This window comes from Mesorhizobium sp. 113-1-2, assembly GCF_016756475.1.
In the GTDB taxonomy this organism is placed as follows: Bacteria; Pseudomonadota; Alphaproteobacteria; order Rhizobiales; family Rhizobiaceae; genus Mesorhizobium; species Mesorhizobium loti_C.
The window spans coordinates 7,159,634-7,185,494 of the sequence record NZ_AP023242.1; the positions used below are offsets into that span (position 1 = coordinate 7,159,634).

Here is a 25,861-nt window from a genome sequence, read left to right on the forward strand (position 1 = left end):
TCTTTGCGTACCTTGACGGAACCGACCTTTGGTTCGTCATCCTGGGGCGAAGCAAGGAGCGCAGCGACGCGGCGCAGACCCCAGGATCCATGCCGGGACTCGGAAGCGCTGCCACGGTGCAGAATTCTGCTTCGCTGCACTCTCCGACCAAGGTCACGGAATGGATCCCAGGGTCTCCGCGACGGAGCTTCGCTCCTGCTCCGCCCAGGGACGACGAAGTTGGGAAGGCTTCGGCCAATCGCGAATGTCTATGATGTTCTACCGATGTCGACATCAGGGATACCCCCCATGCCGTCGATTTCATCCTTGCTCATAGAGCGACCAAAATCCCCAGCGCCAACGGGGTCGTCTTACGCGCCATACAGCATCTCATCCTGCAGCCGGCGCAAGGCGAACAGCCTTGTCGTTGAGTCGGGCGCGGCATTGTCGGCGGTCAGCAACTCGCCTTTCCTGACCGGCTTCAGCACCTTGCCGCCCTCGAGCAGGCCGACCGGTAGGGCGCGCTGGGCACGGGCCTCTTCGACCGTCATCGTCCAGGAGCGGTAGCAGGTCTCGCCGATCGCATCGAAGGTCTCGCCGGCAGCCAGGTCGCGCTTGGCAACCGCGCAGACTTCGGCGACCGGCCTTGGCAGCGGCACCATGTCGGGCTTGCCGGAAAGCACGATGCGGGCAGCGGTGAGCGGCACTTCCAGCGAGGTCAGATGATACGGCCGGAACAGGCTGTAGTAGGGACCGTGGCCGATATGCAAATCGTCCATGCGCTCGATGATGCGCGGATGCGTCGCCTCGACGATGACGAAGACACCGGGCGCGACCCCCTTGCCGATCGTGTAGTCGACGACGCCCTTTTTCAGCAACAGCCCGCCATCCTCGCGCGGGATCAGCACTTTGACGAGGTCGTCGCGGTCGGCCTTCGGGCCATGCATGCCGGGCACGTCCGGTACCAGGCCCGTCGCGTTGGCGATGGCGCACATCTCGACCATGGTTTTCGAGCCGTCGACGAACTCGACCAGCATGCGCGGGTTCATGTTGCGGCGGATCGCTTCCTCGCGATAGTCGTCGGGCATGGCGTCGTGGTTGAGCGGGTTGTTCTTGCCCTTGCCGGCCGAGACGATGGTCAGGCCGAGCGCGGAGGCGAACTCGATCAGCTCCATGCAGCTCGACGGCTCGTCGCCGGCGCCGACCGAATAGACGACGCCGAGTCTGTCGGCCTGCTGCTTGAGATAGCAGCCGATGGTGACGTCGGCCTCGACATTCATCATCACCAGATGCTTGCCATGCTCCATCGCCGACAGGCAGAAATCGGCGGCGACACCGGGTTTTCCGGTGGCGTCGATGACGACGTCGATCAGTGGATTGGTGACCAGCATCTCGTTGGAGGTGATGGCGATCTTTCCCGCCTCGATGGCTGCGGTGACTTTCGATGCCGTGTCGGCTTCGACCGCCATCGCCTCGTCGCCATAGGCGATGCGGATGGCGTCACGCGCGGTGTGCGGGCGTCGAGTCGAGACGGCGCAAACCGAAATGCCCGGCATCAGCATGCCTTGCGTGACGAGGTCGGTGCCCATCTCGCCCGAACCGATGACGCCGATGCGCACCGGGCGGTCTTCGGCGGCACGGCTGGCGAGATCGCGGGCAAGGCCTGTCAAGGCGACATTGGTCATGCAGGAGATGTCCATGGTTCCTGATTTGGAGGCGGCATAGCAGGGAACCACCCGCTTTTGCCAATGAAACCGCTCAAACGTTGCTTCAGACCACTCTGACGTAGCTCGTCATGCCCGATTTCTGGTGCTCGATGATGTGGCAGTGTAGCAGCCAGTCGCCGGGATTGTCGGCGACGAAGGCGAGCTGAACCTTCTCGTTGGGCTGGATGAGATAGGTGTCGGAAATCAACGGCTCAACCTGCCGCGTCGAGGACGACAGCACCTTGAAACTCATGCCGTGCAGATGCATCGGATGCGACTGCGGCGTCAGGTTCTCCATGTCGATGACATAGCTCTTGCCGAGCTTCAGTTCGGCCAGCGGCGCGGTCGGATCGGATGTATCGCCTGGCCACGGCACCTTGTTGATGGCCCAGAAACTGTAGCCTAGCGAACCGCAGATGCCATCGCTCGGGACGTTTTCCGCCGTGGCGCTGAGCGCCAGGGAAATATGCTGGGCTGCTGTAAGATCGACCTCCGCCACGGGATTGACCTCCAGCGGGGCAACATCGCGGACATCCCGCTTCAGAGAACTGCCCGTCGCCTGCAGGGTCGCCAGGATTTTGGGCTTGGTGCCCCTGACGTCCCGCAGGCTCACCACCGCGCCCTCCTGGTCGGGCATGCGGATGGCGAGTTCCATGCGCTGCCCCGGCCCAAGCAGCAAGGCATCGGGTGAAAAGTGCTCACGCACTGGATTGCCGTCGAGCGCTATGACCATCGCTTCGGCGCCGTCGACGCGAAAGGCATAGATGCGGGTGACATCGGTGATGGCAACGCGCAGCCGCACCAGGCCTCCGGCCGGCGCGTCATATTGCGGCTGGTCGAGCCAGTTGGCGGTGCGCACCGTGCCGTAGGTGCCGGTTCTCGCCGCATCGCGCGGCCGGAACTGGTCGATGAACTGGCCGTCGTCGCCAAGACGCCAGTCGCGCAGATTGAGGACGAATTCGGCGTCGAATTTCGGATCGTTCGGGTTCTCGACCACGATTACGCCGGTCAGGCCGTGGCCCATCTGCTCCAGCGTGTTGCAATGCGGGTGATACCAGAAGGTGCCGGCGTCGGGCGGGGTGAAGGCGTAGTCGAAATGGTCGCCGGTGTAGACGTAGGGCTGCACCAGGAACGGCACGCCATCCATCTTGTTGGGCACGCGAATGCCGTGCCAGTGGATGGTTGTTGGATCATCGATGGCATTGACCAGGCGCGCGGCGAACGGGTCGCCCTTCTTCATCCTCAGCACCGGCGGCATCCCGGCATTGCCATAGGTCAGCACATTGTTGGTCGGGCCGACATCCATCAGCTTCGCCTGGATTTTCGCCGTCTGCAGCACCACCGGTTCGGGGCTGGCAGCAGCCCAGCTGCCAAGCCTGCCGATGGCCGAGAGCCCGAGCCCGAGCCCGCTTGCGCCAGCGATCGCTGCCGTTTTCAAGAGCCTGCGGCGTGTCAATCCGGTCATTCAGCGCTCCAGCTACAAAGACGAGTGCCAAGGATTTATCGTCGCCTTGGATCACAGGCGAGCCGCCGGCGCAAATGCCGATATTGGCACATCGCGTCTCAGTTCAAATCAGCCAGCAAGGCTTGCGCCTCGGCAAGGTTCTTCTCGGAACCGGCGGTGAGATCGTCCATCTTGCAGTCCCTGAAGATGACGAGCGCCTCCTGGCAAGCGGCGATCGCTTCCTCAGCCAGCGCCTTGTCCTTGCGGGCAGCACCCAGGTCGGTCAGCACGTCGCAGAGGCTGTCCTCGGTAAGCTGCATCGCCCACCCCCGGAACCCGCAACGCGCGATCTTACCTTGCGAGATGGCATCATGACGGCCGGCGCGTGGCAAGTCCCGGGACGAACGGTGTTCTTGTCGTGAGGCACCGATGCCAGCTGGCTTTCACGCCGTGAGCAGGTAGTCTTCAACCAAAGCGGCCGTTCCTATGCGCGGACTGTCCACAGGCTCGGCCCGATAAGCTTTCAGGGGAGGTTGCTATGACGGACTTCACACCAAAATTCGATCTGGCCGGCAAGGTGGTGCTGGTCACCGGCGCCTCGCGCGGTATTGGCCGCGCTTGTGCGCTCGCCTGCGCCGGCTCCGGCGCCGACGTAATCGTCGGCGTGCGCAACAAGGCCGACGGCGCGGAGCTTGTCGCCGAGATCGAACGCATCGGCCGGCGGGCGCTTGCCGTGCAGATGGATGCGACCGATCTCGCCACGGTGCGCAAGGGTGTCGCCGACGGGCATGCCGCCTTCGGCCGCATCGACGTGCTGGTCAACAATGTCGGGCTCGGCCCGGAAAACCTGGCGGAGAACGTCACCGAGGAGGATTTCGACCTCACCGTGAACGTCAACCTCAAGGGCACGTTCTTCACCACGCAGGCGGTCGGAAAGCTGATGATCGCGCAGAAAGGTGGGCGCATCATCAACATCAGTTCGCAGGCCGGCACGGTCACGCTGAAGGGCGAGGCGATCTACTGCATGACCAAGGCGGCGATCAACCATCTGACGCGCTGCCTGGCGGCCTAGTGGGCGCAGCACGGGATCGCCGTCAACAGCGTGGCGCCGACCTTCATCTGGACCGACGGCACACGCCCCTCGCTCGCCGAACCGGATTTCCATGCCCATGTGCTCGGCCACATTCCGCTCGGCCGGATCGGCGACCCGATCGATGTGGCGGGAACCGTGGTGTTCCTCGCCTCGCCGGCAGCGTCGCTGATTACTGGAACGAATATACTGGTCGATGGTGGCTGGTCGGTGGCGTAGGCCCTGCCGCCAATTTTGGAAGGATATTTTCGGGAGGGGAGTCTTGCCTAGCGATTTGGAGCGCCGTGCCCTTGCGTTTGCCACTCGGGCGCACGAGTCGATCGACCAGCGGCGAAAATACACCAACGAACCCTATATCGTGCACCCCACCGCGGTCGCCGAAATCGTGCGTGGCGTGCCGCATACGGTTGAAATGATCGCCGCGGCCTATCTGCACGATGTGGTGGAAGACACGCCCGTCACGATTGCCGAGATTGAAGAAGAGTTCGGCCGCACGGTCGCCGAACTCGTCGGGTGGCTGACCGATGTGTCTGTGCCTTCCGACGGCAACCGCGCTGCGCGCAAGGCCAGGGATCTGGAACATACCGCAGCCGCGCCGGCGCAAGCCAAGACGATCAAGCTCGCCGATCTCATCGACAACACGCGCACCATCGAATGGCTCGATCCCGGCTTCTGGCGCGTCTACCGCGTCGAAAAGATCCGGCTGCTCGAGGTTCTGAGAGAGGGCGATGCGACGCTGTGGAGGCGTGCCGCCGAACAGTGCTCCATGCCGTCGGATAGCCCGGCAAGATCATGACGGCAGGCTGCGTCTAGTTCTTATCCACGCTTGCCAGGAACCGCGCGAAGATCGGGTCGAAACGGTCGGGCGAATCCCAGAAAGGCGCGTGGCCTGAATTGTCGAGCAGGTGCGCCTTGCCTTCCCAAAGGTTGGAAAACTTCACCGCCGAGACGAAGTCGGTGTTGACGAAGGGTTCGTCGATGCCGTTGAGGACAGCGATCGGCGGCGTCTTGCCGGCGACGATCTCGCGCTGGTTGCGGCCGGTGCCGGCCGCGAATTTCTCGAACATCAGGCGACGCGCCCGCCCGTCGGTGCGCGCGACCGTGTCGATCAGAAACGGCTCGAACGGCTCGCCGCAGGTGCTGCGCGCATAGGCCTCGACGTCGGCGGCAGTGAACGTTTCCTGTCCGGCAAGGTGCATGTGCGGGCTCGGCTTGAAGCCGTTGGAGACCTCCTCGGGCGCCACCGGCGGCGTCCCGGTGATCATCAGGCCGAGCAGGCCTGGAAAGCGGTCGATCATCTCCAATCCGATATGGCCACCCAGCGACCAGCCGAAGACGATGGCCCTGTCGATACCGAGCAGCCCAAGCACTTCCGTCATCGCATCGGCATAGCCCTCCATACTGTAGGAGCGGTCCGGATCGATCGCATCGCCTGATGCCCCGTGCCCCGGCAGATCGGCGGCGATGATGTGGTAGCGCTCGCCCAGCGGGCTCTCGAGCTGGTTGCGGAAAACCGCACTCGAAGACGAATTGCCGTGGATCAGCAGGACAGAGGTGCCTTTGCCGCCGGTCTCGCGGACGGCGATCCTGCCCTGGCTGGTTTCAAGGGTCTTCTGCGCGATCGTCATGGTCCGCTCCGTCTGGAATTGCCTTGTTTCAGTGCAGTTGCGCAGCAAAGCGCCACGGCTTCCATACCTTTGCGGGAATCGTCTTCCCGATCAGGCTGCGTTGAAAAATCCTTTTCAAATAAGAACAATTATGCGTAGATTGTCAATTATCCAACTCCCGATGAACGGGAGGAAAACAGGGAACAGCACGATGAAATCCAAATCCGCCGCCACCAGACTCCGCCATATGCTGATGAGCACCGCGCTGATCGGCGCGTTTGCCGTATCCGCCGTTCCCGCCTTCGCCGATGTCGTCAAGATCGGCCTGCTGGCGCCGATCACCGGGCCTGCCGCGGCCGACGGCCAGGAATTCCAGCGCGGCGTGCAGATGGCGATCGACGAGGCGAACGCCGCGGGCGGCGTTGCCGGCAACACGTTCGAACTGGTGGTCGGTGACGTCAAGGATCAGTCGGCCGGCAACGTCACCAGCGCGGTCGAGCGCCTGCTTGGCGATCCCGGCGTGCAGTTCATGCTCACCGGCTATGCCAGCCTGACGAATTTCGAGATCGACAACATGGCCGAGGCCGAGATGCCTTACATGCTGGCCGCCACCTCACAGCAGACCAGGGACATCATCGCGCCGCACCCGGACAAATACATGTGCTGCTGGTCGCTGACGCCGTCCTTCGACGCCTACAACACCGACGTCACCCTGTTCGTCGAGAAGCTCGCGGCCGACGGCAAGATCACCTTGCCGACCAAGAAGGTCGCCATCATCTCCTCCGACAACGCCTATTCGAAGACCATCTCCGAAGGCATGAAGAAGACCTTCAAGGAGAAGGGCTGGACCATCAGTGTCGACGAAATCGTCCCCTTCGGCGAAGTGACCGACTGGCGCTCGATCCTGGCCAAGGTGCGCGAGAATGTTCCCGATGTCGTCATCAACACCGACTACCTGCCCGGTAATTCGGCATCCTTCCTCAACCAGTTCCTCGAGCAGCCGACCAAGAGCCTGGTCTTCCTGCAATATGCGCCGAGCGTGCCGGAATTCGTCGAACTGACCGGCAAGAAATCGAACGGTGTCATCTACAATCTGCTCGGCGGCGCGCTGACCACACCGAAGAACCCGCGCGCCGACGAGGTGGCGGCCAAGTTCAAGGCCAAGTACGGCGTCGAGAGCGGCACCTACGGCGTCGGCCTCTACGAAATGACCAATGTCTATTTCGACGCGGTCAAGAAGGTCGGCGGCGCATCCGACCACGCAGCGATCATGAAAGCACTGTCGGAAACCGACAAGCAGGTGGCGGAGGGCCGGCTGAAGTTCGATCCCGCGACGCACCTTGCCACACAAGGCGACGACTATATCCCGATCACTTTCTTCCAGATCTGGGACGGCCAGCGTACGCTGATCTCGCCGGAGAAATACGCCACCGGCGCCTTCAAGCCGCAGCCCTGGATGCAGTGAGGAATGGCCCTGCTTGAACTGGACGACGTCTCGAAGGCCTTCGGTTCGCTAAAGGCCGTCGACGGCGTGTCATTCAAGGTCGAGGCCGGCGAGATTTTTGGCATCGCCGGCCCGAACGGCAGCGGCAAGAGCACGCTGTTCAACATCATCACCGGCATCCCGTTCGGGCCCGACCGGGGCCGCATCCGCTTCGACGGAACCGCGATCAACGGCAAGTCAGGGCATGCCATCGCACGCCTCGGCCTTGCCCGCACCTTTCAGCGCGAGACCAGCTTCGATGGACTGACCGTGTTCGAAAACGCGCTGATCGGCGCCAGCTACGGCAAGCAGGAGAAAGCGGCAGCGACGGCCCGCGAAGCCGCCGCCGAGGCGCTTGAATTCGTCGGACTGGGATCCGCGTCGTTCGGGCGGCTGGCCGGCGAGCTTTCCGTCTTCGAGCGTAAATGCCTGATGCTTGCCACCGCGATCGCCATGCAGCCGCGCATGCTGCTGCTCGACGAACCGGCGTCAAGCCTGACCAAGCCGGAGATCGAGACGTCGATCGGGCTGATCCGCCGCATCGCCGAGCGCGGCATCACCATTCTCCTGATCGAACATGTGCTGACCTTCCTGATGAGCCTATCGCAGCATCTGTTGGTGCTCAACAATGGCCGCGTGCTCGCCGCCGGCAAACCGGCCGATGTGATCGCCGACCCGCGTGTCATCGAAGCCTATCTCGGAACCAGGAGGGCGGTGGCGTGAATCCCATCCTCACCGTCGAAGGCGTCACCGCCGGCTATGGCCGCGTTACCGTACTGAACGACATTTCGCTGGAGGCCGGCCGCTTCGGCAATGTCGGCCTGTTCGGACCCAATGGCCATGGCAAGACGACGCTGCTGCGGGCAATCTCTGGGCTGCTGCAGCCGAAGAGCGGCCGCATCCTTTTCGATGGGCAGGACATTGCCGGCCGCAGCGCCCGCGCCATTGTCGGCACCGGGCTGATCCATGTGCCGCAAGGCAACCGGCTGTTTCCCGATCTCTCCATCGCCGACTGCATGGCACTCGGCGCCTATTCGCCACGTGCCCGGCCGCATGAGGCGGAAAACCGCGAGAAGGTGATCAAGCTGTTCCCGAAACTGGCGGAACGCTGGCGCCAGCGCGTGCGCACGCTGTCGGGCGGCGAGCGCCAGATGGTGTCGATCGGCACGGCGCTGATGAGCCACCCTCGCTTGCTGATCCTCGACGAGCCGACGCTGGGGCTGGCGCCCAAGATCAAGGACGAGCTGTGCGCCTCGGTGATGGACATTTCGCGCGGCGGCGTGCCGCTGATCGTCGTCGAGCAGGACATCGAATTCCTGCTCGAGCTGACGCAGCAGCTCTACCTCGTCAATCACGGCGCGGTGGCGACCGAGATCAAGCCGGGCGAAAGCCTCGACCACGGCGAGATCATGTCAATGTATTTTGGCCACTAGAGCGGGATGCATCTGAATTGAAAATGCATCCCGCTCTAGTGATTTGTTTTTGCCGCATTTCTGCGACGCCAAGCGATGTCGCTTGGCTGCAAAATGCTTGAGGAATCAGGACATGAGCGCATTGGCGGAAATCCTGTTCGGCGGCCTGTTCCAGGGCTCGCTCTACGCTATGATGGCGGTCGGACTGGCCCTGGTCTGGACGACGATCGGCGTGTTCAACTTCAGCCATGGCGTGTTCATGATGCTGGGCGCCTACATCGCCTGGCAACTGGTTGAACTCGGCCTGCCGGCAGCGGTCGCCTTTCCAATCGCCGTCGTCGTCATGGCCGGCGTCGGCTGGATCCTGCAGGCGAGCGTCGTGCGGCCGCTGATCGGCCGGCCCAACATCGTGCTGGTCGTCGTCATCACCACGCTGGCCGCCGGATCGCTGATCGAGAACGGTGCCCTGACCATCTGGGGGCCGCGTTCGAAGCAGATCCCGGCGCTGATCGACGGCAACGCCACCATAGGCGGCGTCGGCGTCTCGCTGCACCAGATCGCCATCATCGTCATCACACCTCTGATCCTGGCGGCGCTGTGGATGTTCCTCAACCGCACCCGGCTTGGGCTGGCGCTGCGCGCCGTGGCGCAGAACGAGGATGCCAGCCATCTGGTCGGCCTCAACGTCACGGCGCTCTATGGGCTGGCCTTCGCCATCGCCGCTTCGCTGGCGGGGCTCGCCGGCATCTTCATGGGCGGCTATCGCTTCATGTCGCCTGTCATGGGCAGCGACCCGCTGCTCAAGGCGCTGATCGTCGTGGTCTTCGGCGGCATATCGAGCATATCGGGACCGATCTTCGCCGCCTATCTCATCGGCTTCTTCGAGGCCGCCTGCAGCTACTATTTCGGCCTCTACTGGACGCCGGCATTGCTGTTCGGCGTGCTGATCCTGACCCTGATGGTGCGCCCCGAGGGCATTTTCGCCAGCCGCTCACGAGGCCTCGCATGACCGACATAACCTCGCCGATCGCGCGGATCCGCACCGCAGCGGCAACCCCGATCGCGCCCGGCCGCACGCCGTGGAAGCATGAGGCCGTCGGCTTCGTGCTCGGCTTCGCGTTGCTGGCGCTGCTGCCGTTGGTCTTCGGCGATAGCTATGCCCGCCACATCCTGATCATGGCCTTCATCTATGCCATCGTCGCCTCGAACTGGGACCTCAGCCTCGGCTATGGCGGCGTCTTCAATTTCGGTCATCTGGCGCTGTTCGGCATCGGCGTCTATGCCTACAGCCTGCTGACCAAGCTCGCCGGCCTCGACCCCTGGATCGCGCTGTTTGCCAGCGGGGTCATCGCCACGCTGGCGGCGATCCTGGTGACCATCCCGATCCTGCGGCTGAAAGGCATCTACATCATCCTGGTGACATTCGGCTTCGCGCAGCTGGTGATGCAGGTAATCCTCAGCCAGTCCGACATCACCGGCGGCACGCAAGGCATCGTGCGCATCCCCGGCCTCTACTGGTTCGACCACAACATGGTCCGCGACGCCAAGTTCGCCTATTTCTACATCGCGCTGGCGCTGCTGGTGGCAAGCACCTTGTTCCTGCGCGTCTTCGTGCGCTCACGCGCCGGCGCCAGCATCGTGGCGTTGCGCGACAATGAGGAATACGCCATCAGCCGCGGCGTCTCGATCGTGCGCCAGCGCATGCTGACGCTGGCGGCAAGCGCCTTCTTCACCGGCGTTGCCGGCGCCTTCTACGCCGCCTACCAGCGCAATGCCTCGATCGACGTGTTCGGCATGAGTCTCGCCACCATCATCCTGTCGATGGTGCTGCTCGGCGGCACCAGCACCATCTATGGCGCCATCATCGCCTCTTTCGTGCTGACCATCTTCGCCGAGTGGATGGCCAATTTCGGCGCCTGGCGGCCGATGATCACGGCGGTGCTGATCATCGGCGTGATGCTGGCCTATCCCAGCGGGCTGGCCGGCATGATCAAGGCCGCATGGGGCGCTGTCGCCGGGCGGATCAAACGCCCGGCCTGAGCGCCGGAAACAGGAATTCCGCTCAGCGCACGCCGCACCAGTCGATCACCGAAGCGGCGATCACCTTGGCGGTCTCGACGACGGACTCGACCTCGACATATTCGTTGGCGCCATGGAAACCGTCGCCCGAGGGACCGAAGATGACGCCGTCGACGCCGGCGCCGGCGTAGTGCGCGGCATCGCAGACGGCGACGAAGCCGCGCGCCTGCGGCGCCTTGCCGATGGCGGCCTTGCGCTTCATCAGCGACGTCACCAGCGGGTGGTCAACCGGCGTGTTCATCGGCGGGAAATGCAGCCCGCCGAGTTCCCACTGAATGGTCGGCGGGTTGTCGCGCAGCCAGGCGTCGGTCTGCGCGAAATGATGGACAAACGCCTCGAAGTCGCGGCGATAGTCGGCCGAATTCTCATCCGGCAGGAATTTCATGTCGAGGTCGAGCACGGCGACATCGGGGATGATGGCCGGGTTGGTCATCACCGTCGGCAGGCCGTGCTCGCCAAGACCGGTGCCGCCATGCATGACACCGATGTTGATGGTGTTCATGCCGATCGGCAGCAGCGGATGCGACTTTGCCCGCGTCCGGTCGAGTTCGTACTGGCGCACGGTGGCGATGAAGCGGGCGGCGATCTCGATCGCGTTGACGCCCGGCTTCAGCCGGTCCTTGTCGTGGCGCTGCGGATAGATCTCGTTGTAGCGTAGCGCCGAATGCGCGTTGCGGCCACGGATCGTCACCCGCGCCCATTCAAGCCCGCCCTCGACCGGCAGGACATCGCCCCAGGTCGGCTCGGCGACAAGCACCGCCTTGGCGAGCTTGCCCCTCTTCACCGCATCTATGGCGCCGAAGCCGCCGGCCTCCTCGTCGACGACGGAGTGGATCGCCAGCCGGCCTTGCAGCGTGATGCCGGCCTTTTTGATCGCACGCGCGGCGGCGACGCAAGCCGCGACGCCGCCCTTCATGTCGACCGCGCCGCGGCCATAGAGCCGGCCATTGGTGATCTCGCCGCCGAACGGATCAACCGACCAGTCCTTCATCTCGCCGACTGGTACGACATCGATATGCCCGCACAGGATCAGGCTGCGGTCTTCATTTCCGGCCCATTCGCCGACCAGATTGGGCCGGCCGGGCAAGGCATCCCACTGTTCGGTGCGGAAGCCATCCTGCTTGAGGATCGGTTCGAGCAGCGCCTGGACATCCGCCTCGCGGTTGATCGCCGGTTTGGGCTCGAATTTGGGATTGACCGAAGGGATACGGACCATGTCGCGGGTCAAGCCGATCAGCCAGTCGCGGTCGGCCTCGATCCCGGCCTGCACGGCGTCGATGATGGTCTTGATATCAGGCATGATTGTTCCTTCCTCGCATCGCCGCATCGGGCGTATCGACGCTATTTCCTTGGGGCTTTGGGTTTGGCGGTCTCGCTGTCCGGCGACAGGGCGGCATCGAGCGTGACGGCATTGGCGCTGCGGATCTTCTCAATATCCTCGATGCGCTTGCGCACGCCGGCGCCATGGCCTTCCAGCGCATGGGCAAAGACCGTTTCCATCTGGGCGACGGCGGTGGCCAGCGTGTCGAACGGCGAATTGGCATCGATCGCCGCGACCATGGTCAGGTCGGCAATCTCTGATATCGGCGACAGCCACACATCGGTGAACAACAGGATGGAGACGCCGCGTTCATGCGCCTGTTGCGCAAAGCGCACCACGTCCGACTGGTAGCGCCGGTAGTCGAAGACGACGAGAAGGTCGCGCTTGCCGAGGTCGATCAGAAGATCGAAATCGGCGGGGCTGAGCGAGCCGATGTCGCGTACGCCGGAGCGGAATTGCAGGAGATAGCCGGCAAGCATGGAGGCGATATGCCGGCTGAAACGGCCGCCCAGCAGCACGACCTGGCCCTTGGTCTCGAGCAGCAAATTGACCGCGCGCGTATAGGCCTGCAGCGGCACCGCCGTGCGCGTGCGCTCCAGGCTGTCGGAAACCGAGTGGAAATAGGCGAGCGCCGTGCCTTCGCTCGAGCCGCCCGGACGCTTGGCCTCCATCATCAGCAGCGGCGAATGCAGCCTGGACTCCACTTCGGTGAGCAGGCGCGCCTGGAAATCGGCAAAGCCGACATAGCCGAGCTTGGTCATCAGCCGCGTCACGCTGGGGTCGCTGACCCCGGCCCGGCGTGCCAGCCGGGTTGCTGTTCCCAGCCCCGACATCGGATAATCGGCAAGCAGGACCTGGACGATCTTTTCTTCCGCCGAGGTGAACGCCAAGGTGGTGTTGGCCAGTTCTTCGCGGATCGACATGGTCATCGCCTCTCGCTGACAGAAAGACGATTATCTTACAATTTCATGCACGATTGTCAAATTTGGAAAATATTTTACAGAGCCGTGTGAACGACCTCGGCATGGATTGCGCAATGGCGTGACGGCACAGGCCATCCACATCGCGCGACACTATAGCGGATCGAACGGGAGCGTTCGCCCCCTATTTGAAGCTGGCGATGGGCAGGAATGTCACCGCGGAGCCAGTGAAGCGGCGGTGATCTGACGTCTGTCCGCGTGGCTGGAATCCGTCGAGATAGACCTGCTCCGGCGCCGTGCGGATGAAATTGGCGGCAATGACCGGCGCCGCGGTCGACGCGGTTCCGCCGGCGATGCCGCGACCTGCCTGAAGCGGACGGCCGGTTGACGCCACGGGCACAATCACGGCGGTGGCTTCGGGACCGAGACGTGGCTGGACACGATCGGCCTTGGGGCTGGTCCTGACACGATCTTCGGGTTTCGATGCGGGGACTGCAACCCGCTTACCGGCCAGTCCGAGGCCGTCATCAGGATGATGCATGGTCAGCAAGGCAGCGATGGCATCGGCAGATTTGGCCGCTTCCGGCTGACGCGACGGGCTCGTCTGGCTCTGCGGCCGCCACGTCGGCAAGGGGATGTTCAGCGCCACCATGTCGAGCGCGACGCTCGCGGCAGCGGTGTCTGTCTTGCCCATTTCGGCATTGGCTACCGCCGGCTTGGTCGCGGAGAGTTCGGCTTGCGCCGTGGACGCGCTGGCGATCACGAACGGCGCAGTTTGCGGGGTCGGGATGCTGGCCGCGAGGGCGGCGCGCGGGGCGAAGGCCGGCAACGGCACCGCGCTGGGCGCCATCGCCGTGACGATCGCTTCGGGCGTCTTCACCTTTTGCTCGGCCAGCGGCTCTTCGGCCGCACCGGCGGACGCCATCTGGATGTCCGCGCGCTGGGCTGACTCCGTTGGCACGATGGCGATGCCCTGCCCTGGCGCCTTGGTCTCAACCGACTTGGCCGGCTTGCGCGGCGCCGGGGCCGCTTCCGCGACATCATCCGCCTCGTCCGCGCCGCGGCCCAAAAGTGTCGCCAGCAGACCCCGCGACTTGCGCTGGCCGCTGTCGGCGCTTGCCAGCTCGATGTTGGGCGTGCCGGCGGCCTTGCGCGATTTGTAGGTGGCAAGCGCCTGGTCATAACCGGGCAGCGGCCGGCCATCGCTCGGCACATGCAGCGTGTTGCCGTTCGGGAAGACCCTGGCCAGTTCCTGGCGGCTGATGCCCGGCCAGTGCCGCACATTGCCGACGTCCATGTGAATGAAAGGCGAACCGGAGGTCGGATAATAGCCGACGCCGCCGCCCTGCATCCTGAGGCCGATGTCGCGCAGCTTCTTCAGCGGCACGTCAGGCAGGAAGAAATCCATGGCGCGGCCAACCATGTGCTGGCTTTCCCGCGCCACGCCCTTCGAGCGGCTGCGCAGCATGGCGTTGGTCGCCGGCGAGCGATAGGCGCTGACCACATGGATATAGGACGTCGAGCCGCTGGCGCGATAAGCCTGCCAGACGAGGTCGAGCAGGCGCGGATCCATCCTGGTCGGCTCGTTGCGGCGCCAGTCGCGCAGCATGAAATTGATCTTTTTCAGTCCCGCCTGATCGTAGCGCCCGTTGCGCTTGAAAACGATCTCGGCCTTCTCGCCCGTATGCAGGTGCTGGATCTTCAAGGCGCGCGTCTCGGCGGACGCGCTGGTGACCCACAGGCAAAAGAGCGCGACGACAATGGCCGGCAACCATGTCCAACGCTGTGAGGCGCCAGGCGCGTTCTGTTCGCTTTCGATCACATTCATGCCTTGCACATTGTTTCTGTTTCGGGCGATTTGACGTCCTCGCCGGCTGCGGAGCCTTCTTTTCGAGCCTCGACCGGACAAGCAGGCTTGACCAGGCAGACGGGCATCTGTCGCACAAACTCGTCCTGTCGATGAACAGCATCTTGGTTAATGAATCGTGTTCGCGCCGGGAATGGGCCTTCGCTGAATTCAACCGATCGCGTCAGCGGAACAGATATTTCGAGACTTCCGGATTGCCGCGCCGCCACATCACATTGTCCAGGAAGTAGTGGTGCACGTTGATGAAAATCCAGGCGATGAAGAGGAAAAGCGACGAGCCGAGCACCGCCTTGTCGTAGGGAACCATGGCCGTCAGCGCCATCGGCACCAGCCAGAAACCGAGCGCTCCGAGAATTCCGCCGAAGACGACAAACGCCAGCACGCGCAGCCTGTACACCGGTCCAAGCGTGGACAGGACCTTCGGTCCCAACCGCTCGACGGCATCGGCTCGATCGCGCTCGACATTGGTCTGGTAGCGCCAGACCACAGCCAGATACTGCAGCGAATGCATCGCCGGTACCACGAGCAGCCAGAGCGGGTTCAGCGTCACGAACAGGATCCAGGCGTAAAGCGACACGACATAGGCGACGACGCCATTGTAGGGCAGCGCCCCACCATGCTTGCGCCAGCGATTGATGAACATCACGGCGGTGGCCGCCGAGGAGGCGGCGGCGATCGACATGGCGATGGTGATGAGCCATGGCGGGACCGCGAAGGTGTAATAATCCAAGCCCCAGAATTGCCTTTGGGTGATCACCACATTGGTCTGAAGCCAGGCGAACAGCCAAACGGCGTAGCCGTTGAACAGCAACACCTTCTTGTCCTGATCGCTGAAGAATTTGCGCTTCAGCACGGCATCCACCATCAGCATGCCGTAGCCTTGCTTGACGTAGTGCCAGCCCACGAAAAAGCCCATCGCGTTGGTTGCGTTGCCGAGCAGCCGGGCGTTCCCCGCCAGTCCGCCATAGGCAAAGAAGGCAATCATGGCCAACGGGACGACAATGCCTGCCAGGATATAGCGGATCTGGAGGCTGCGGCCGTAACCCTCGCCGCGCACCTTGCGCGCGAAATTGCGGTAGAAGATCTGGTAGGAATGACCGAAATGCGGCTGGTTTATGAGATGTGAGAGCAAGAACATCGTCAGCGTCAGGGCAGCTTCGTACCGGAGCGGCACAAAATACAGGACCGGCAGGATGACAAGCGCGCTTCCGCCAAGCATGAAAAAGTCGATGAACGGGCCAAAGAGATATTTTTGCGGCGTGACTGCTGCTGAAGCCGGGGCATCCGCCGATAGGTGAAGTGCCATATTACCTTCCCCTGTGATCGTTTATCTAGCCATCGACGCTCTGCTGAATGAGGTCCTACGCAACTCGTGACGACAGAATGGGCCGTCGGTTGGCCTGCGGCGAGCGTTTCACCACGCGTCCGGCAACGGCCCCTATATAATCGGGTCGCCAGCACCAAAGCATATCCATCAATCCCGTAATGCCAAGCCGGATGGACCACAGCCAACTGAATTATGATCAGGAAGGCCGCGCCAGCATGGTGGGCGCGGTCTCCTGGAAGGCGGTCGCAAGCATTAACCGCCTGGAAACCATCGCCTTGCATGGCCGCCGAAGTGATGGTTCATTAGCTCGCACTGAAAGGCACTCCTTGAGGCAGGTCCTGAGGATGTTCACCGATTGTCTCTGGCCGGTTCGAGTGGCGCAGTTGCTGCTATGATCTGGTCGCTGCAGATCCTTCGCTTCGTCGCGGCGCTGCTGGTGGTCTACGTCCATTCGGCCGAGATCGCGGCCGTCGCGACAGGATCGAACGGACTGCTGCCGCAAGATGTGCAGCTTGTCGGCCGTGCCGGCGTCGACATCTTCTTCGTCATCTCGGGCGTCATCATCGCGCGGATAGCGGCAGGTTTGAGCTGGCGCGGGTTCGCCTGGCGGCGCTGGCGGCGCATCGTACCGATCTACTTCCTGGTCTGTATCCCTACGCTGCTGATCGCGGCGAAGACGGGCTTCGGCTGGCGCAGCGTCGTCGCCACGTTCCTCTTTTGGCCGGCAACCGACGTCATGACCGAGCCGCTTTTGCCGGTCGCGTGGACGCTGTGTTTCGAGATGCTGTTCTATGCAGCCGCGACCCTGGTTCTCTGGAATCGCCGATCGATTTACGTGCTGATCGGCCTCTATGGCGTGGCGATGCTGCTGCGCCCGTTCGGCCCGGTGTTCCAGTTCCTTGGCAACCCCATCATCCTCGAATTTCTGATGGGCGTTGCCATCGCCAATGCGCCGATGCGGCGGGTTGGCCTCTTGGGCATCCCGCTCGGGGCCGTGGCGCTGGTGATGGCCGGCCCGCTCGGAATAGCGCCCGGCGGCGGCACGCTCGATTTCCTCGTTGGGACCGACGGCTTCCGGCGCGTGCTCGTCTATGGCCTACCCGCAGCGCTGATCGTCTATGGAACGATGCAGATCAAGGCGAAGCCGGGCATCTGGACCGAGCAAGGCGACGCATCCTACTCGCTCTACCTCACGCACACGCTGATCGCCTCGGCGATGCTGCCGCTGTGGATGGCCTACCCGATTGAGCCCGATCTCATCATCCTGGTCACCACGGCGGCCTGCGTGCTTTTCGGCTGGCGCATCCACATCAGATTTGAGAAGCCGCTTGTGGCGATGTTCAATCGCTTCGCGGTCACAGATCCAGTCGTCGCGGCTCGAAGCTGATCGCGCCGGCATCGTTATTATCGGAATATGGAAGGCACGAACATCGGGGTTGCCTGGCGGTAGGCGTCGTATTCGGGGAAAGCCGCTTGCAGGACCTTCTCCTCGTTGATCAGCCGCCGATATTGGAAGGCGAGCGCAGTCGCGCCGATCGCAACCGTGATCCATGTCGGATTGCGCAGAACAAGGCCGAGCAGAACAATCGCTTCGCAGGCATAGAGTGGGTGCCGCACGATTCGGTAGGGGCCCCCTGTGACAAGCCGCCTGGCTTGCGCAGTTATGCTGAAGGATCTGCCAAGCCACCACAGGCACCAGATGCAGAGCGTGAAACCGACAATGGTGACTAGGTCGGCAATGAGTTCGACACGCGGAAATGTCTGAGTGCGAGGCACAGCAATCAAAGTCACCGTGGCGAAGCACCCTATCAGCGCCGAGACCCGCGGCTCTATTCCTTGCGCCGTTTTTATAGGGGGGAGACGCCCAACTGTTGTCGCGACAATGAGCAAGAGGAAGCCGAGCGCGGCGACGTCCGCAACGACATCGATCGTCTGCGCCGTGGTCCATTCCGGCCTGCTCAGAACTGCAATCAGAGATCCGGCCTTCAAGGTCGCACAGATGGTGAAGTAAAATGTCATCACCGCGCGCCCGATGAAATCACGCGTCTCTTGTGGCGGGAATTTCATTGGCTTTGCCCTTCGGGATCAATGGGTAAGCGAGCTGTTCGACGTAAGTCGGCGGGATAGGATCGTCAACGCCGTAGCGCTCCGGGACTGTATTGCCGGGCAAATGCATCGTTCCAAATAATGCGTCGATGAATGCAAGCTGACCCGCGAAATTCTTGTCGTATGCGGCGCGTTCCTGAGCATGGTGCCAGCGATGGAACTGGGGGGAAGCGATTATCCACCGAAGCGGGCCGATGTTCAGCTTGATGTTCGCATGCAGCAGTAGGCCGTGAGCGTGAAAAATCAACACGAACAAGGCAATCGCCGGGCTGCTGAAACCCAGCAAATATACAGGCACGAGCGAAGCGGCCTTCGACAGAGCCAAGTCGACCGGATGGTTCCTGTGCGCAGCCAGCCAATCCAGTTCTTCAATACTGTGGTGGATCGCATGAAAGCGCCACAAAAACGGGACGGCATGAAAGGTTCGGTGAGCCGCGTAAAAGCCTATGTCCCCGATGACGATGATCTCTGCCACCTGGAGCCATATCGGCTGTGATGAGACGGCGTTTCCAATGAAGGGCGGCACTAGATTACCGATGGTGCTCATCACCAGGGTGACAATAGCGGCTAGGCCAAGGGTTGCCGGAACGCTGTTGAACATCGCGTAAAGCACATCGTTGAAGAATGCCTTCCGCAGTATCTTTTGGTCTGGTCTTAGCGCGAACAGATATTCCAGCGGAACGAAGATCAGAACCGCGATCAAAAGCGCTTTAAGATTGAAGTAAATCATACGACGCCCCGCCACGAACGTCCAATCCAACCATTTTGCCCACTTTAGCGCAAGCTAATGGTTTCCGAAAGGTTAATATCCTGCGCGGGTTATCACATCAATAGAGAGCCGGGGACCATCAAGCCGTATCCGACCTGCAAGGCAATCATGCATATGGATGCCATCGAAATCGGCACGCCAAACGGGACGACACCCTTTCTGTCAAGGTGTTGAACGTAAAGGCGAAAGGCGCCTTGCGGCAGCAAAAGAGGATTTTTCACGACCATGGCGGTGGCGAGGGCGAAAAGCAGCAGCAAGATGGAAAACCCGACCAGATCATTTCCGCCGACCAGAAACGGCACGACCGCCATCAGCTTGACATCGCCCGCGCCGACCTTTCGCAGCACCCAAAACGGAAAGAGCGCCACGAACAGCAGAAGCGCGGCGATGGCGCTCAGCCCCATGTCCCACCACGATCCGGACTGGAGCGACAAAAGCAGCTGCGACCCCGCCCCCAGGCAGAGCAGCAGCAGCACGTCGCGATTGGCTATCTTCTGTGTCGTGAAGTCGAGCCACGCAATCCTTGCGAGCAAGGGTATGGCGAGTGCTTTCAGCAGCAGCACTTCGACAAGCAGCATATTAGCGCTCGATGTTCTGCACGCTAGACGACAGCAGCTTCAGATTGTTGGCCACGGTCGGATCGTTGGGCGCCAGTTCATAGGCTTTGAGGAAACTCGCGCGTGCGTCCTGCAGCTTGCCGCGCAGCAAATAGGAGTAGCCGATATTGTTGTAATATTCGGGCGATGCGCCAACCAGCTTGAAGGCCCTGCTATAGGCCCGGTCGGCAAGGTCGAAGCGGTGGATACGATCGCACGAAGCGGCCAGCCCCATCCAGGCGCCGCCGTCATTAGGCGCCAGTTGCGTCGCCTTGAAGAACAAGGCGCCGGCATTGCCGTAGTTTTCCGCCCGGAACTGGTTCGTGGCTTCGGCCACGGCCTGATCCGACGCGTAGTACTCGACGTTGCCGACTGTCTTTAGCCCGTCGAAGGCATCGCCAAAGGCGGTCACGTCGCCTTTCGACGGCTCATTGGTGCGCACGACACCATCGGTGGCGTCCGCACCGTTCGTTTGGCAACCGGCAAGCGCCATCAGCAAACTGGCTGTGGCTACGGCTGCGAGGCGCATTGGCCCTGTCATTTTGTCTCCCAAGGGTCCCCCGACTCCTGTTTAGAACCAAAGCATATACCGAATCAGAAGAAAACGCCTTTCATGCGGATGAGCACAGGCAACATGACGACCATCATCACGACCGGAAAGATGCAGAGGCCCAGCGGGATCATCATTTTGACCGGCAAGGCATTGGCACGTTCCTCGGCGTTCATAATTCTCTGGTTGCGCATTTCGTCGCTATAAGTGCGCAGGGCGTCGGTCAGACTGGTGCCCAGCTCTTCCGATTGGCGGAACAGAACGGCCAGGGCGCGCGCCTCGTCAAGCCCGATGCGGTCGGCAAGGTCGCGCAGTGCCTCGCGCAACGGTTTGCCTGCACGCAACTGCAGGGTCACGATCGAGAGCTGGATGCCGAGCCATTTGTGGGTGCCGGCCAATTCGGCGCCAACGCGCTCCACTGCCGCCTCCAGACTCATCCCGGCGTCAGCGCAAGTGATCATCATGTCCATGAAATCGGGAAAGCCGCGCCTATAGATCTGCTTTTGCCCGCTCTCGAAGCGATCGAGAGCGATGCTGGGAATGACAAGGCAGCCAAGCCCGATCAAGGCTGAACCTGCAAATGCCACGAAACCGGGCAGTTGCGGCGGCAACGCCCGCGATAGAAGGGCGTAACAGGCCAGGAAGCCGACGCAGACCGCACCGAGGCGAGTGAGCGTGTAAATGACCGGCGCGCTTGATTGATAGAAGCCCGCACGGAACAGTTTCGCTTCCAGGGCATTCGGCTCGCCCCGTTCCTTTTCCAGACCGCGGAAATAGGCGTCGACAGGCCGCTGCGCGGAAATCCTGTTGAGTTCCTGCTGGGCATAGAGCGATCGGCGACTGGTGATGCCCTCAGACAGGAGGGTTTGTGCAACCAGCTTTCTCGTCTGGAATACCGGGATAAGGATAAAGGCACCCAGCAGAAAAAAGGCTACCGCCGCCAGGAAGATGGCGAGAGAGAGCAGTGTGGCCGAATTCCCGAGATTGCTAAACACGTCCATGCCCGCCACTAGAAATCGAAATTGACCATTCGGTACATTATAAAGTCGCCCAACAGTGCCCACGATCCAAAGATCACAAACACAGGAAAGATGATCGGGCTACTCCAGACGTCACCGTAATAACTCGGAGCGAGTACTGACAGCACCCCAAGCATCACAAGTGGAAATAGCGAGATTATCCAGGCGGACATACGACCCTCGGCGGAAAGCGCCTTGATCTTCATGCGCAATTTCCGGCGTTCACGCAATACCGATGACAGGTTCGACAGTATTTCGGTGAGATTTCCGCCAGTCTTTGCCTGGATGGAGAGCGACACCGAGAGCAGATGGAGACCTTCGAAACCGACCCGCTCCGACAGTTTTCGAACAGCCTGCTCCAGACTAAGCCCAAAACTGATTTCGTCCGAAACGATGCCGAATTCAGTGCCAAGAGGATCAGGCATTTCGCGCGCGACAAGCCCTATCGCGACTGTGGTCGGGTGACCAGCGCGCAGGGAACGCACGATCATATCGAGTGCATCGGGAAGCTGGAGTGCAAATTTATTGATGCGCTTGTTCCGAGCCCTTCGTAAAACGAGAACAGGCAGACCAAATCCGACAATCAGGAAGACGATGATGGCGACAATGATGGATAAGTGCAAAAACAACGGCAAGAGGAGCGCCAGCACGAGGCCGGCGAGCACGAATACAGCCAGGAAAGCCAGTGGATTGCCGGTGATGCCGGATTGCGTATAGAGCCGGTTGAGCCTGATTGCGCCGAAAATGAAGTCGCCTGATGCCGTCAGCCCGCGTTCCAGCAGCAGCCCCTGCAAACTCTGCTCGGCCGGCTTTTCTTCACCCAGCCGCTGCAAGCGCCGATTTATGATGCCTGCCCGCGCTCGCCGCCCGGCGATTGAAAGAAAGAAGGATTCGGCGGCGAGAATGACCGACGCCGCCGCCAGCACATAGATGAAATAGAGAAGGGTCTGACCGGTCGGCATCAGAGCGGGACCTGCGGGTTGAAAGCGTCCTTCGCGAAATGGTGCCCCATCGCCGCGGCTTCAGAGGCAAAGCGCGGCCGAACACCGGTGGCGCGAAAGTCACCGACAATGCCACCATCGGCGCGGACATCGCGGCGGACGAAGTGATAGATTTCCTGAAGCTGGACGACATTGCCTTCCATTCCGGTCAGTTCCGATATGGAGGTGACGCGACGCCCGCCGTCCGAGAGACGCTGCGTCTGCACGATGATGTCGATGGCCGAGGCGATCTGCGCGCGAATGGAATCATTGGTCATCGGCATGCCGGCCATGCCGACCATCTGCTCGAGCCGCGAGATCGCATCGCGCGGCGTGTTGGCGTGAATGGTGGTCATCGAGCCTTCATGGCCGGTGTTCATGGCCTGCAGCATGTCGAAGGCTTCCTCGCCGCGAACCTCACCGACGATGATGCGGTCCGGCCGCATGCGCAGCGCATTCTTCAGCAATTCGCGCTGGCGAACCTCGCCCTTGCCCTCGACATTGGGCGGACGCGTCTCCAGCCTGCCGACATGCGGCTGCTGCAACTGTAGTTCCGCTGCATCCTCGATGGTGATCAGACGTTCCTTGGACGGAATGTAGCTCGACAGCGCGTTGAGCAATGTCGTCTTGCCGCTGCCGGTACCGCCGGAAACCAGGATCGATTTGCGCGATTGTACGGCGATGCGCAGCAGATCGACCATTGGCGGCCGGATCGAGTTGAACGCCATCAGACGTTCCAGCGAATAGGGGTTCTTGGAGAATTTGCGGATCGAAACCAGCGGGCCGTCCACCGAGATCGGCCGCACCGCAATGTTGACGCGGGAGCCGTCCGCGAGCCGGGCATCGACCATCGGCGCCGATTCGTCGACGCGCCGGCCGATCGCCGAGACGATCTTGTTGATCACGCGCAGCAGGTGTGCCTCATCGCGGAAGCGGATCGCGGTCTCCTCGATCACGCCATATCGCTCGATGAAGACCCTCTTGTGCGTGTTGATCAGAATGTCGGCGATAGAATCATCCTTGAGCAGCGGTTCGATCGGCCCCAGGCCGAGCATTTCATCGGCGGTGTCACTGGTCAGCTGATCGAGCTCGCGCGCGTTCAGCGGAACGTTGCGAGCGCGCACGAACTCGCGCACGATGGGACGGATTTCGTTCAGGATCTCGTCCTTGGACGCAGTTTCGAGCGACGCGAGGTTGAACCGATCGATGAGATGTCGATGCAGATCGACTTTCAGCGCCAGGAACTCGTCGCCATGCGGTTCGAAATCGGCGACAGGCGGGGCGCCGTTGGCAACCGGGAGGACCGCGGTCGACTCCACCCTCGGCTCTACGCGCGCCTCGCCACCCTTGATGAATCGCCCCAGCATAATCCCTTATACCCCTCCAGCGCATATTAGCGGAAACTAAACGTTAACCAAGCGCCGCACAAGCGCCCGGACGCCTCACCGCCGGGCAATACTTTCAACATAGTTAAGAAGTGGCGCGAAAAAATATCGTTTTTATTTCGGTTCGCCCCGCTGCCGGAGACGGGTGGTGCGCTAAGCTTTGCAGGGCCCTGCGCCTTGCGCGCCCCGATATCGGAAACCCACTCCATAATCGGCTATAAACCCTTAGATATAAAGGAATATACATAATCGCTAAAGTAGGCGCAACTTAATTAGCAGCACCTCACAATTGTGAACGAATGGTTAAGAGCGCTTGAAAAATTAGACGAATCAAGCTCTTGCTGAATTTTACAAGCACGCTGAAATCGAAAGTTCATGTATTGGAAAGTTAAGGAACCATTAATCCCGTTTGACACCGCAATTTCTCGGGACCTAGGATCGAGATGACGGGGGATGCTGGGTATGGGGTACATCCTTGGCTCTGTCTCGTCGGGTTCAAAACTCCAAAAGGGAGAAATTGACATGAAGAAGCTCATGACGATGACCCGGCAGTTCCGCGACGACGAAAACGGCGCTGCCATGGTCGAGTATACGGTGCTGCTCGGCATCATCACGGTTGCGGTCATCGCCACCGTGATTCTGGTCGGCACCTGGGTCGCCGGCAGGTGGACCGCGCTTAACGCAGCGCTGCCGTGATTTGAGACTTGGAACTGGCCCAGCCGACAAAGGTTGGGCCGGTTCCGAAAGAGCGGTCGCCTCTACGTGTGCGATCTTGGTCGCCTTTCTATGACGGGGGGGTGCTCGAGTATGGAATTCATCCTCGGCTCGGCTCGTCGGTTCAACCTCAAAAGGGAGAGATTGGCATGAAAAAGTTCATGACAATGACCCGGCAGTTCCGCGACGACGAAACGGGCGCTGCCATGGTCGAATATACGGTGCTGCTCGGCATCATCACAGTAGCGGTCATCGCCACCGTGATTCTGGTTGGTGCCTGGATCACCGGTCAGTGGACGACACTTCAGGCGGCGCTGCCGTGATGTCATCGATTTCATCGGTGTCGGACATGTTCCGACGCCGATGAATGCAGCAAGCAACACAGATGCAGTTGGGTGGGCAAACAAGTGCGTGCAAATACTGTAATCATGATCGTTCTCGCCGGCGTGTTCGGCGTCCTGGCGGTGGTGCTCGCCAATATCTGGCTGGCCAACCAGCGCAGCGCGATTGCGCAGACGAATGATGTCCAGCGCGATACGGTCGTGGTGGCCGCGGTGGCGCTGAAGTTCGGCGACACGCTGTCCGCCGACAAGTTGCGCGAAGTCGCATGGCCGGCGGGCGCGGTTCCGGCCGGTGCCTTCAAGACAACGCAAGAACTCCTGACGAAAGACGTCCTCCCTGGCGGAGCCCCCAAGCAGGCATTGCAGGCGATCGGCGTCAATGAACCCGTACTCGCCACCAAGATCACCGGCCCGGGCCAGCGCGCCACGCTTTCGGCGGTGCTCGGCGAAGGCATGAAGGCCGTTTCCATCCGTGTCAACGACGTGCTTGGCGTCGCCGGCTTCGTCTTCCCGGGAGACCGGGTGGACGTACTGCTGACGCGGACCGTGCGAAGCAACGATGGCGCGGATCAGAGTTTTGTCGACGTGCTGCTGCAAGGCATGAGGGTGCTCGCCGTCGACCAGGTGGCCGACGAAAGCAAGGACAGCCCGACCGTCGTCAAATCAGTGACGCTCGAGGCCAGCACCAAGGACGCGCAGAAGCTGACCCTGGCGGCGGGCGCCGGCCAGTTGTCGCTGGCGCTTCGCCAGGCGGCCGCCAGCAAGGGCGAAACGACCGAGCGCGTGACGCTTTCCGATCTGACCGGCGAAATGCCGGCTGACGTCGCCAAACGGCAAGCAGAACTGGCCAGGCAGGCAGCAGCCGATGCCGCAGCCGCGGCCGAACGTCAGAGCGCGGAAGACGCTCGTAAGCGCGCGGACGACAAGATCGCGGGACTGGCCCAGGCCGTGGACCGCGTGGGAAACAAGCTCGACGAGCTGAGCAAGGTCAAGCCGCCGGCTCCGGTCGTGGTATCAGCCCCGGCGCCGGAGGTGCACGAGGTCACGAAGGAAGTGGTCAAATACGTCCAGCCGGAGCCGCCGGCGCGGGCAACTGTCAGCGTCTATCGGGGGATAACGCTTGAATCTTATGAAGTGCCGCGACAACAATAATAAGCTAGAGTGTG

The 25,861-nt window shown here is 61.9% G+C and carries 25 protein-coding genes and 1 pseudogene; 11 read left to right on the plus strand and 15 right to left on the minus strand.

Annotated elements, in window-relative coordinates; genetic code table 11:
• Positions 1–350 precede the first annotated feature (350 nt).
• The 3 genes from JN279_RS34475 to JN279_RS34485 all read right to left on the minus strand — a co-directional run bounded on the left by JN279_RS34475 (position 351) and on the right by JN279_RS34485 (position 3,449).
• Positions 351–1,664 (minus strand): NAD(P)H-dependent oxidoreductase, encoded by a 1,314-nt coding sequence (locus tag JN279_RS34475; protein ID WP_202351413.1) that lies wholly within the window; start codon positions 1,662–1,664, stop codon positions 351–353.
• Between the two features lie 85 nt (positions 1,665–1,749).
• Positions 1,750–3,150 (minus strand): multicopper oxidase family protein, encoded by a 1,401-nt coding sequence (locus tag JN279_RS34480; RefSeq protein WP_202351414.1) that lies wholly within the window; start codon positions 3,148–3,150, stop codon positions 1,750–1,752.
• Positions 3,151–3,248: 98 nt separating this feature from the next.
• Positions 3,249–3,449 (minus strand): hypothetical protein, encoded by a 201-nt coding sequence (locus JN279_RS34485; RefSeq protein WP_202351415.1) that lies wholly within the window; start codon positions 3,447–3,449, stop codon positions 3,249–3,251.
• A 218-nt stretch (positions 3,450–3,667) separates the two neighbouring features.
• Here JN279_RS34485 and JN279_RS34490 point away from each other — a divergent pair.
• Positions 3,668–4,438: pseudogene (locus JN279_RS34490) on the plus strand (SDR family NAD(P)-dependent oxidoreductase).
• 43 nt (positions 4,439–4,481) lie between these two features.
• Positions 4,482–5,015, plus strand: coding sequence for an HD domain-containing protein (locus tag JN279_RS34495; RefSeq protein ID WP_202351416.1), 534 nt, complete (start codon positions 4,482–4,484; stop codon positions 5,013–5,015).
• A 13-nt stretch (positions 5,016–5,028) separates the two neighbouring features.
• Here JN279_RS34495 and JN279_RS34500 read toward each other — a convergent pair whose 3' ends face one another.
• A complete protein-coding gene (locus JN279_RS34500) occupies positions 5,029–5,847 on the minus strand; it encodes an alpha/beta fold hydrolase (RefSeq protein ID WP_202351417.1) in 819 nt (272 codons plus the stop codon).
• Positions 5,848–6,037: 190 nt separating this feature from the next.
• Here JN279_RS34500 and JN279_RS34505 point away from each other — a divergent pair, with 190 nt between their 5' ends.
• From JN279_RS34505 to JN279_RS34525, 5 genes are all read left to right on the plus strand, one after another.
• Positions 6,038–7,291, plus strand: coding sequence for an ABC transporter substrate-binding protein (locus JN279_RS34505; RefSeq protein WP_202351418.1), 1,254 nt, complete (start codon positions 6,038–6,040; stop codon positions 7,289–7,291).
• A gap of 3 nt (positions 7,292–7,294) precedes the next feature.
• Positions 7,295–8,032 carry an ABC transporter ATP-binding protein gene (locus tag JN279_RS34510; protein ID WP_202351419.1) on the plus strand — a complete coding sequence of 246 codons (738 nt, stop codon included), beginning with the start codon at positions 7,295–7,297 and terminating at the stop codon, positions 8,030–8,032.
• Positions 8,029–8,742, plus strand: a complete 714-nt coding sequence (locus JN279_RS34515; protein ID WP_202351420.1) for an ABC transporter ATP-binding protein — start codon at positions 8,029–8,031, stop codon at positions 8,740–8,742. Before JN279_RS34510 ends, JN279_RS34515 begins: the two co-directional genes overlap by 4 nt.
• A 112-nt stretch (positions 8,743–8,854) precedes the next feature.
• Positions 8,855–9,730 carry a branched-chain amino acid ABC transporter permease gene (locus JN279_RS34520; protein ID WP_027045159.1) on the plus strand — a complete coding sequence of 292 codons (876 nt, stop codon included), beginning with the start codon at positions 8,855–8,857 and terminating at the stop codon, positions 9,728–9,730.
• The gene (locus JN279_RS34525) at positions 9,727–10,761 is read left to right on the plus strand and encodes a branched-chain amino acid ABC transporter permease (protein ID WP_202351421.1); all 1,035 of its coding nucleotides are present in this window, start codon (positions 9,727–9,729) and stop codon (positions 10,759–10,761) included. Before JN279_RS34520 ends, JN279_RS34525 begins: the two co-directional genes overlap by 4 nt.
• A gap of 22 nt (positions 10,762–10,783) precedes the next feature.
• On the opposite strand, the gene JN279_RS34530 is transcribed toward JN279_RS34525, so the two are convergent.
• The 4 genes from JN279_RS34530 to JN279_RS34545 all read right to left on the minus strand — a co-directional run bounded on the left by JN279_RS34530 (position 10,784) and on the right by JN279_RS34545 (position 16,214).
• The gene (locus JN279_RS34530) at positions 10,784–12,100 is read right to left on the minus strand and encodes a M20 family metallopeptidase (protein ID WP_202351422.1); all 1,317 of its coding nucleotides are present in this window, start codon (positions 12,098–12,100) and stop codon (positions 10,784–10,786) included.
• 41 nt (positions 12,101–12,141) lie between these two features.
• Entirely contained in the window at positions 12,142–13,044 is a 903-nt protein-coding gene (locus tag JN279_RS34535; protein WP_202351423.1) for a MurR/RpiR family transcriptional regulator, read from the minus strand.
• A gap of 181 nt (positions 13,045–13,225) precedes the next feature.
• Complete coding sequence (locus tag JN279_RS34540; RefSeq protein WP_202351424.1) at positions 13,226–14,869, minus strand: DUF882 domain-containing protein; 1,644 nt, start codon at positions 14,867–14,869, stop codon at positions 13,226–13,228.
• 202 nt (positions 14,870–15,071) lie between these two features.
• Positions 15,072–16,214 (minus strand): hypothetical protein, encoded by a 1,143-nt coding sequence (locus JN279_RS34545; protein ID WP_202351425.1) that lies wholly within the window; start codon positions 16,212–16,214, stop codon positions 15,072–15,074.
• A 412-nt stretch (positions 16,215–16,626) separates the two neighbouring features.
• On the opposite strand from JN279_RS34545, the gene JN279_RS34550 reads away from it, so the two are divergent.
• Entirely contained in the window at positions 16,627–17,622 is a 996-nt protein-coding gene (locus JN279_RS34550; protein ID WP_202351426.1) for an acyltransferase family protein, read from the plus strand.
• A 17-nt stretch (positions 17,623–17,639) separates the two neighbouring features.
• Here the strand turns inward: JN279_RS34550 and JN279_RS34555 are convergent, their stop codons facing one another.
• From JN279_RS34555 to JN279_RS34585, 7 genes are all read right to left on the minus strand, one after another.
• A complete protein-coding gene (locus tag JN279_RS34555; protein WP_202351427.1) occupies positions 17,640–18,302 on the minus strand; it encodes a methyltransferase family protein in 663 nt (220 codons plus the stop codon).
• Positions 18,274–19,071, minus strand: coding sequence for a sterol desaturase family protein (locus JN279_RS34560; RefSeq protein WP_202351428.1), 798 nt, complete (start codon positions 19,069–19,071; stop codon positions 18,274–18,276). Before JN279_RS34560 ends, JN279_RS34555 begins: the two co-directional genes overlap by 29 nt.
• A gap of 92 nt (positions 19,072–19,163) precedes the next feature.
• Complete coding sequence (locus tag JN279_RS34565) at positions 19,164–19,688, minus strand: prepilin peptidase (RefSeq protein WP_202351429.1); 525 nt, start codon at positions 19,686–19,688, stop codon at positions 19,164–19,166.
• Position 19,689: 1 nt separating this feature from the next.
• On the minus strand, positions 19,690–20,247 hold the full coding sequence (locus JN279_RS34570) for a tetratricopeptide repeat protein (RefSeq protein ID WP_202351430.1): 558 nt from the start codon (positions 20,245–20,247) through the stop codon (positions 19,690–19,692).
• 53 nt (positions 20,248–20,300) lie between these two features.
• Positions 20,301–21,257 carry a type II secretion system F family protein gene (locus JN279_RS34575; protein ID WP_202351431.1) on the minus strand — a complete coding sequence of 319 codons (957 nt, stop codon included), beginning with the start codon at positions 21,255–21,257 and terminating at the stop codon, positions 20,301–20,303.
• A gap of 8 nt (positions 21,258–21,265) precedes the next feature.
• Positions 21,266–22,237 (minus strand): type II secretion system F family protein, encoded by a 972-nt coding sequence (locus JN279_RS34580; protein WP_202351432.1) that lies wholly within the window; start codon positions 22,235–22,237, stop codon positions 21,266–21,268.
• The gene (locus JN279_RS34585) at positions 22,237–23,622 is read right to left on the minus strand and encodes a CpaF family protein (RefSeq protein ID WP_202351433.1); all 1,386 of its coding nucleotides are present in this window, start codon (positions 23,620–23,622) and stop codon (positions 22,237–22,239) included. The genes JN279_RS34580 and JN279_RS34585 overlap by 1 nt, the downstream gene beginning before the upstream one ends.
• 540 nt (positions 23,623–24,162) lie before the next feature.
• Here JN279_RS34585 and JN279_RS34590 point away from each other — a divergent pair.
• The 3 genes from JN279_RS34590 (at position 24,163) to cpaB (ending at position 25,847) form a co-directional block, all read left to right on the plus strand.
• A complete protein-coding gene (locus JN279_RS34590; protein WP_202351434.1) occupies positions 24,163–24,336 on the plus strand; it encodes a Flp family type IVb pilin in 174 nt (57 codons plus the stop codon).
• 167 nt (positions 24,337–24,503) lie between these two features.
• Positions 24,504–24,677 (plus strand): Flp family type IVb pilin, encoded by a 174-nt coding sequence (locus JN279_RS34595; RefSeq protein WP_202351435.1) that lies wholly within the window; start codon positions 24,504–24,506, stop codon positions 24,675–24,677.
• Between the two features lie 84 nt (positions 24,678–24,761).
• The gene (cpaB, locus tag JN279_RS34600) at positions 24,762–25,847 is read left to right on the plus strand and encodes a Flp pilus assembly protein CpaB (protein ID WP_202351436.1); all 1,086 of its coding nucleotides are present in this window, start codon (positions 24,762–24,764) and stop codon (positions 25,845–25,847) included.
• The last annotated feature ends 14 nt before the right edge of the window (positions 25,848–25,861 follow it).

What these genes read in the sequence shown, in the direction of transcription:
- JN279_RS34475 (WP_202351413.1), bottom strand. Translation starts at nt 1,664, where the DNA reads ATGACCAATGTCGCCTTGACAGGCCTTGCCCGCGATCTCGCCAGCCGT.
- JN279_RS34480 (WP_202351414.1), bottom strand. Translation starts at nt 3,150, where the DNA reads ATGACCGGATTGACACGCCGCAGGCTCTTGAAAACGGCAGCGATCGCT.
- JN279_RS34485 (WP_202351415.1), bottom strand. Translation starts at nt 3,449, where the DNA reads ATGCAGCTTACCGAGGACAGCCTCTGCGACGTGCTGACCGACCTGGGT.
- JN279_RS34500 (WP_202351417.1), bottom strand. Translation starts at nt 5,847, where the DNA reads ATGACGATCGCGCAGAAGACCCTTGAAACCAGCCAGGGCAGGATCGCC.
- JN279_RS34505 (WP_202351418.1), top strand. Translation starts at nt 6,038, where the DNA reads ATGAAATCCAAATCCGCCGCCACCAGACTCCGCCATATGCTGATGAGC.
- JN279_RS34510 (WP_202351419.1), top strand. Translation starts at nt 7,295, where the DNA reads ATGGCCCTGCTTGAACTGGACGACGTCTCGAAGGCCTTCGGTTCGCTA.
- JN279_RS34520 (WP_027045159.1), top strand. Translation starts at nt 8,855, where the DNA reads ATGAGCGCATTGGCGGAAATCCTGTTCGGCGGCCTGTTCCAGGGCTCG.
- JN279_RS34525 (WP_202351421.1), top strand. Translation starts at nt 9,727, where the DNA reads ATGACCGACATAACCTCGCCGATCGCGCGGATCCGCACCGCAGCGGCA.
- JN279_RS34530 (WP_202351422.1), bottom strand. Translation starts at nt 12,100, where the DNA reads ATGCCTGATATCAAGACCATCATCGACGCCGTGCAGGCCGGGATCGAG.
- JN279_RS34535 (WP_202351423.1), bottom strand. Translation starts at nt 13,044, where the DNA reads ATGTCGATCCGCGAAGAACTGGCCAACACCACCTTGGCGTTCACCTCG.
- JN279_RS34540 (WP_202351424.1), bottom strand. Translation starts at nt 14,869, where the DNA reads ATGAATGTGATCGAAAGCGAACAGAACGCGCCTGGCGCCTCACAGCGT.
- JN279_RS34545 (WP_202351425.1), bottom strand. Translation starts at nt 16,214, where the DNA reads ATGGCACTTCACCTATCGGCGGATGCCCCGGCTTCAGCAGCAGTCACG.
- JN279_RS34550 (WP_202351426.1), top strand. Translation starts at nt 16,627, where the DNA reads ATGATCTGGTCGCTGCAGATCCTTCGCTTCGTCGCGGCGCTGCTGGTG.
- JN279_RS34555 (WP_202351427.1), bottom strand. Translation starts at nt 18,302, where the DNA reads ATGAAATTCCCGCCACAAGAGACGCGTGATTTCATCGGGCGCGCGGTG.
- JN279_RS34560 (WP_202351428.1), bottom strand. Translation starts at nt 19,071, where the DNA reads ATGATTTACTTCAATCTTAAAGCGCTTTTGATCGCGGTTCTGATCTTC.
- JN279_RS34565 (WP_202351429.1), bottom strand. Translation starts at nt 19,688, where the DNA reads ATGCTGCTTGTCGAAGTGCTGCTGCTGAAAGCACTCGCCATACCCTTG.
- JN279_RS34570 (WP_202351430.1), bottom strand. Translation starts at nt 20,247, where the DNA reads ATGACAGGGCCAATGCGCCTCGCAGCCGTAGCCACAGCCAGTTTGCTG.
- JN279_RS34575 (WP_202351431.1), bottom strand. Translation starts at nt 21,257, where the DNA reads ATGGACGTGTTTAGCAATCTCGGGAATTCGGCCACACTGCTCTCTCTC.
- JN279_RS34580 (WP_202351432.1), bottom strand. Translation starts at nt 22,237, where the DNA reads ATGCCGACCGGTCAGACCCTTCTCTATTTCATCTATGTGCTGGCGGCG.
- JN279_RS34585 (WP_202351433.1), bottom strand. Translation starts at nt 23,622, where the DNA reads ATGCTGGGGCGATTCATCAAGGGTGGCGAGGCGCGCGTAGAGCCGAGG.
- JN279_RS34590 (WP_202351434.1), top strand. Translation starts at nt 24,163, where the DNA reads ATGAAGAAGCTCATGACGATGACCCGGCAGTTCCGCGACGACGAAAAC.
- JN279_RS34595 (WP_202351435.1), top strand. Translation starts at nt 24,504, where the DNA reads ATGAAAAAGTTCATGACAATGACCCGGCAGTTCCGCGACGACGAAACG.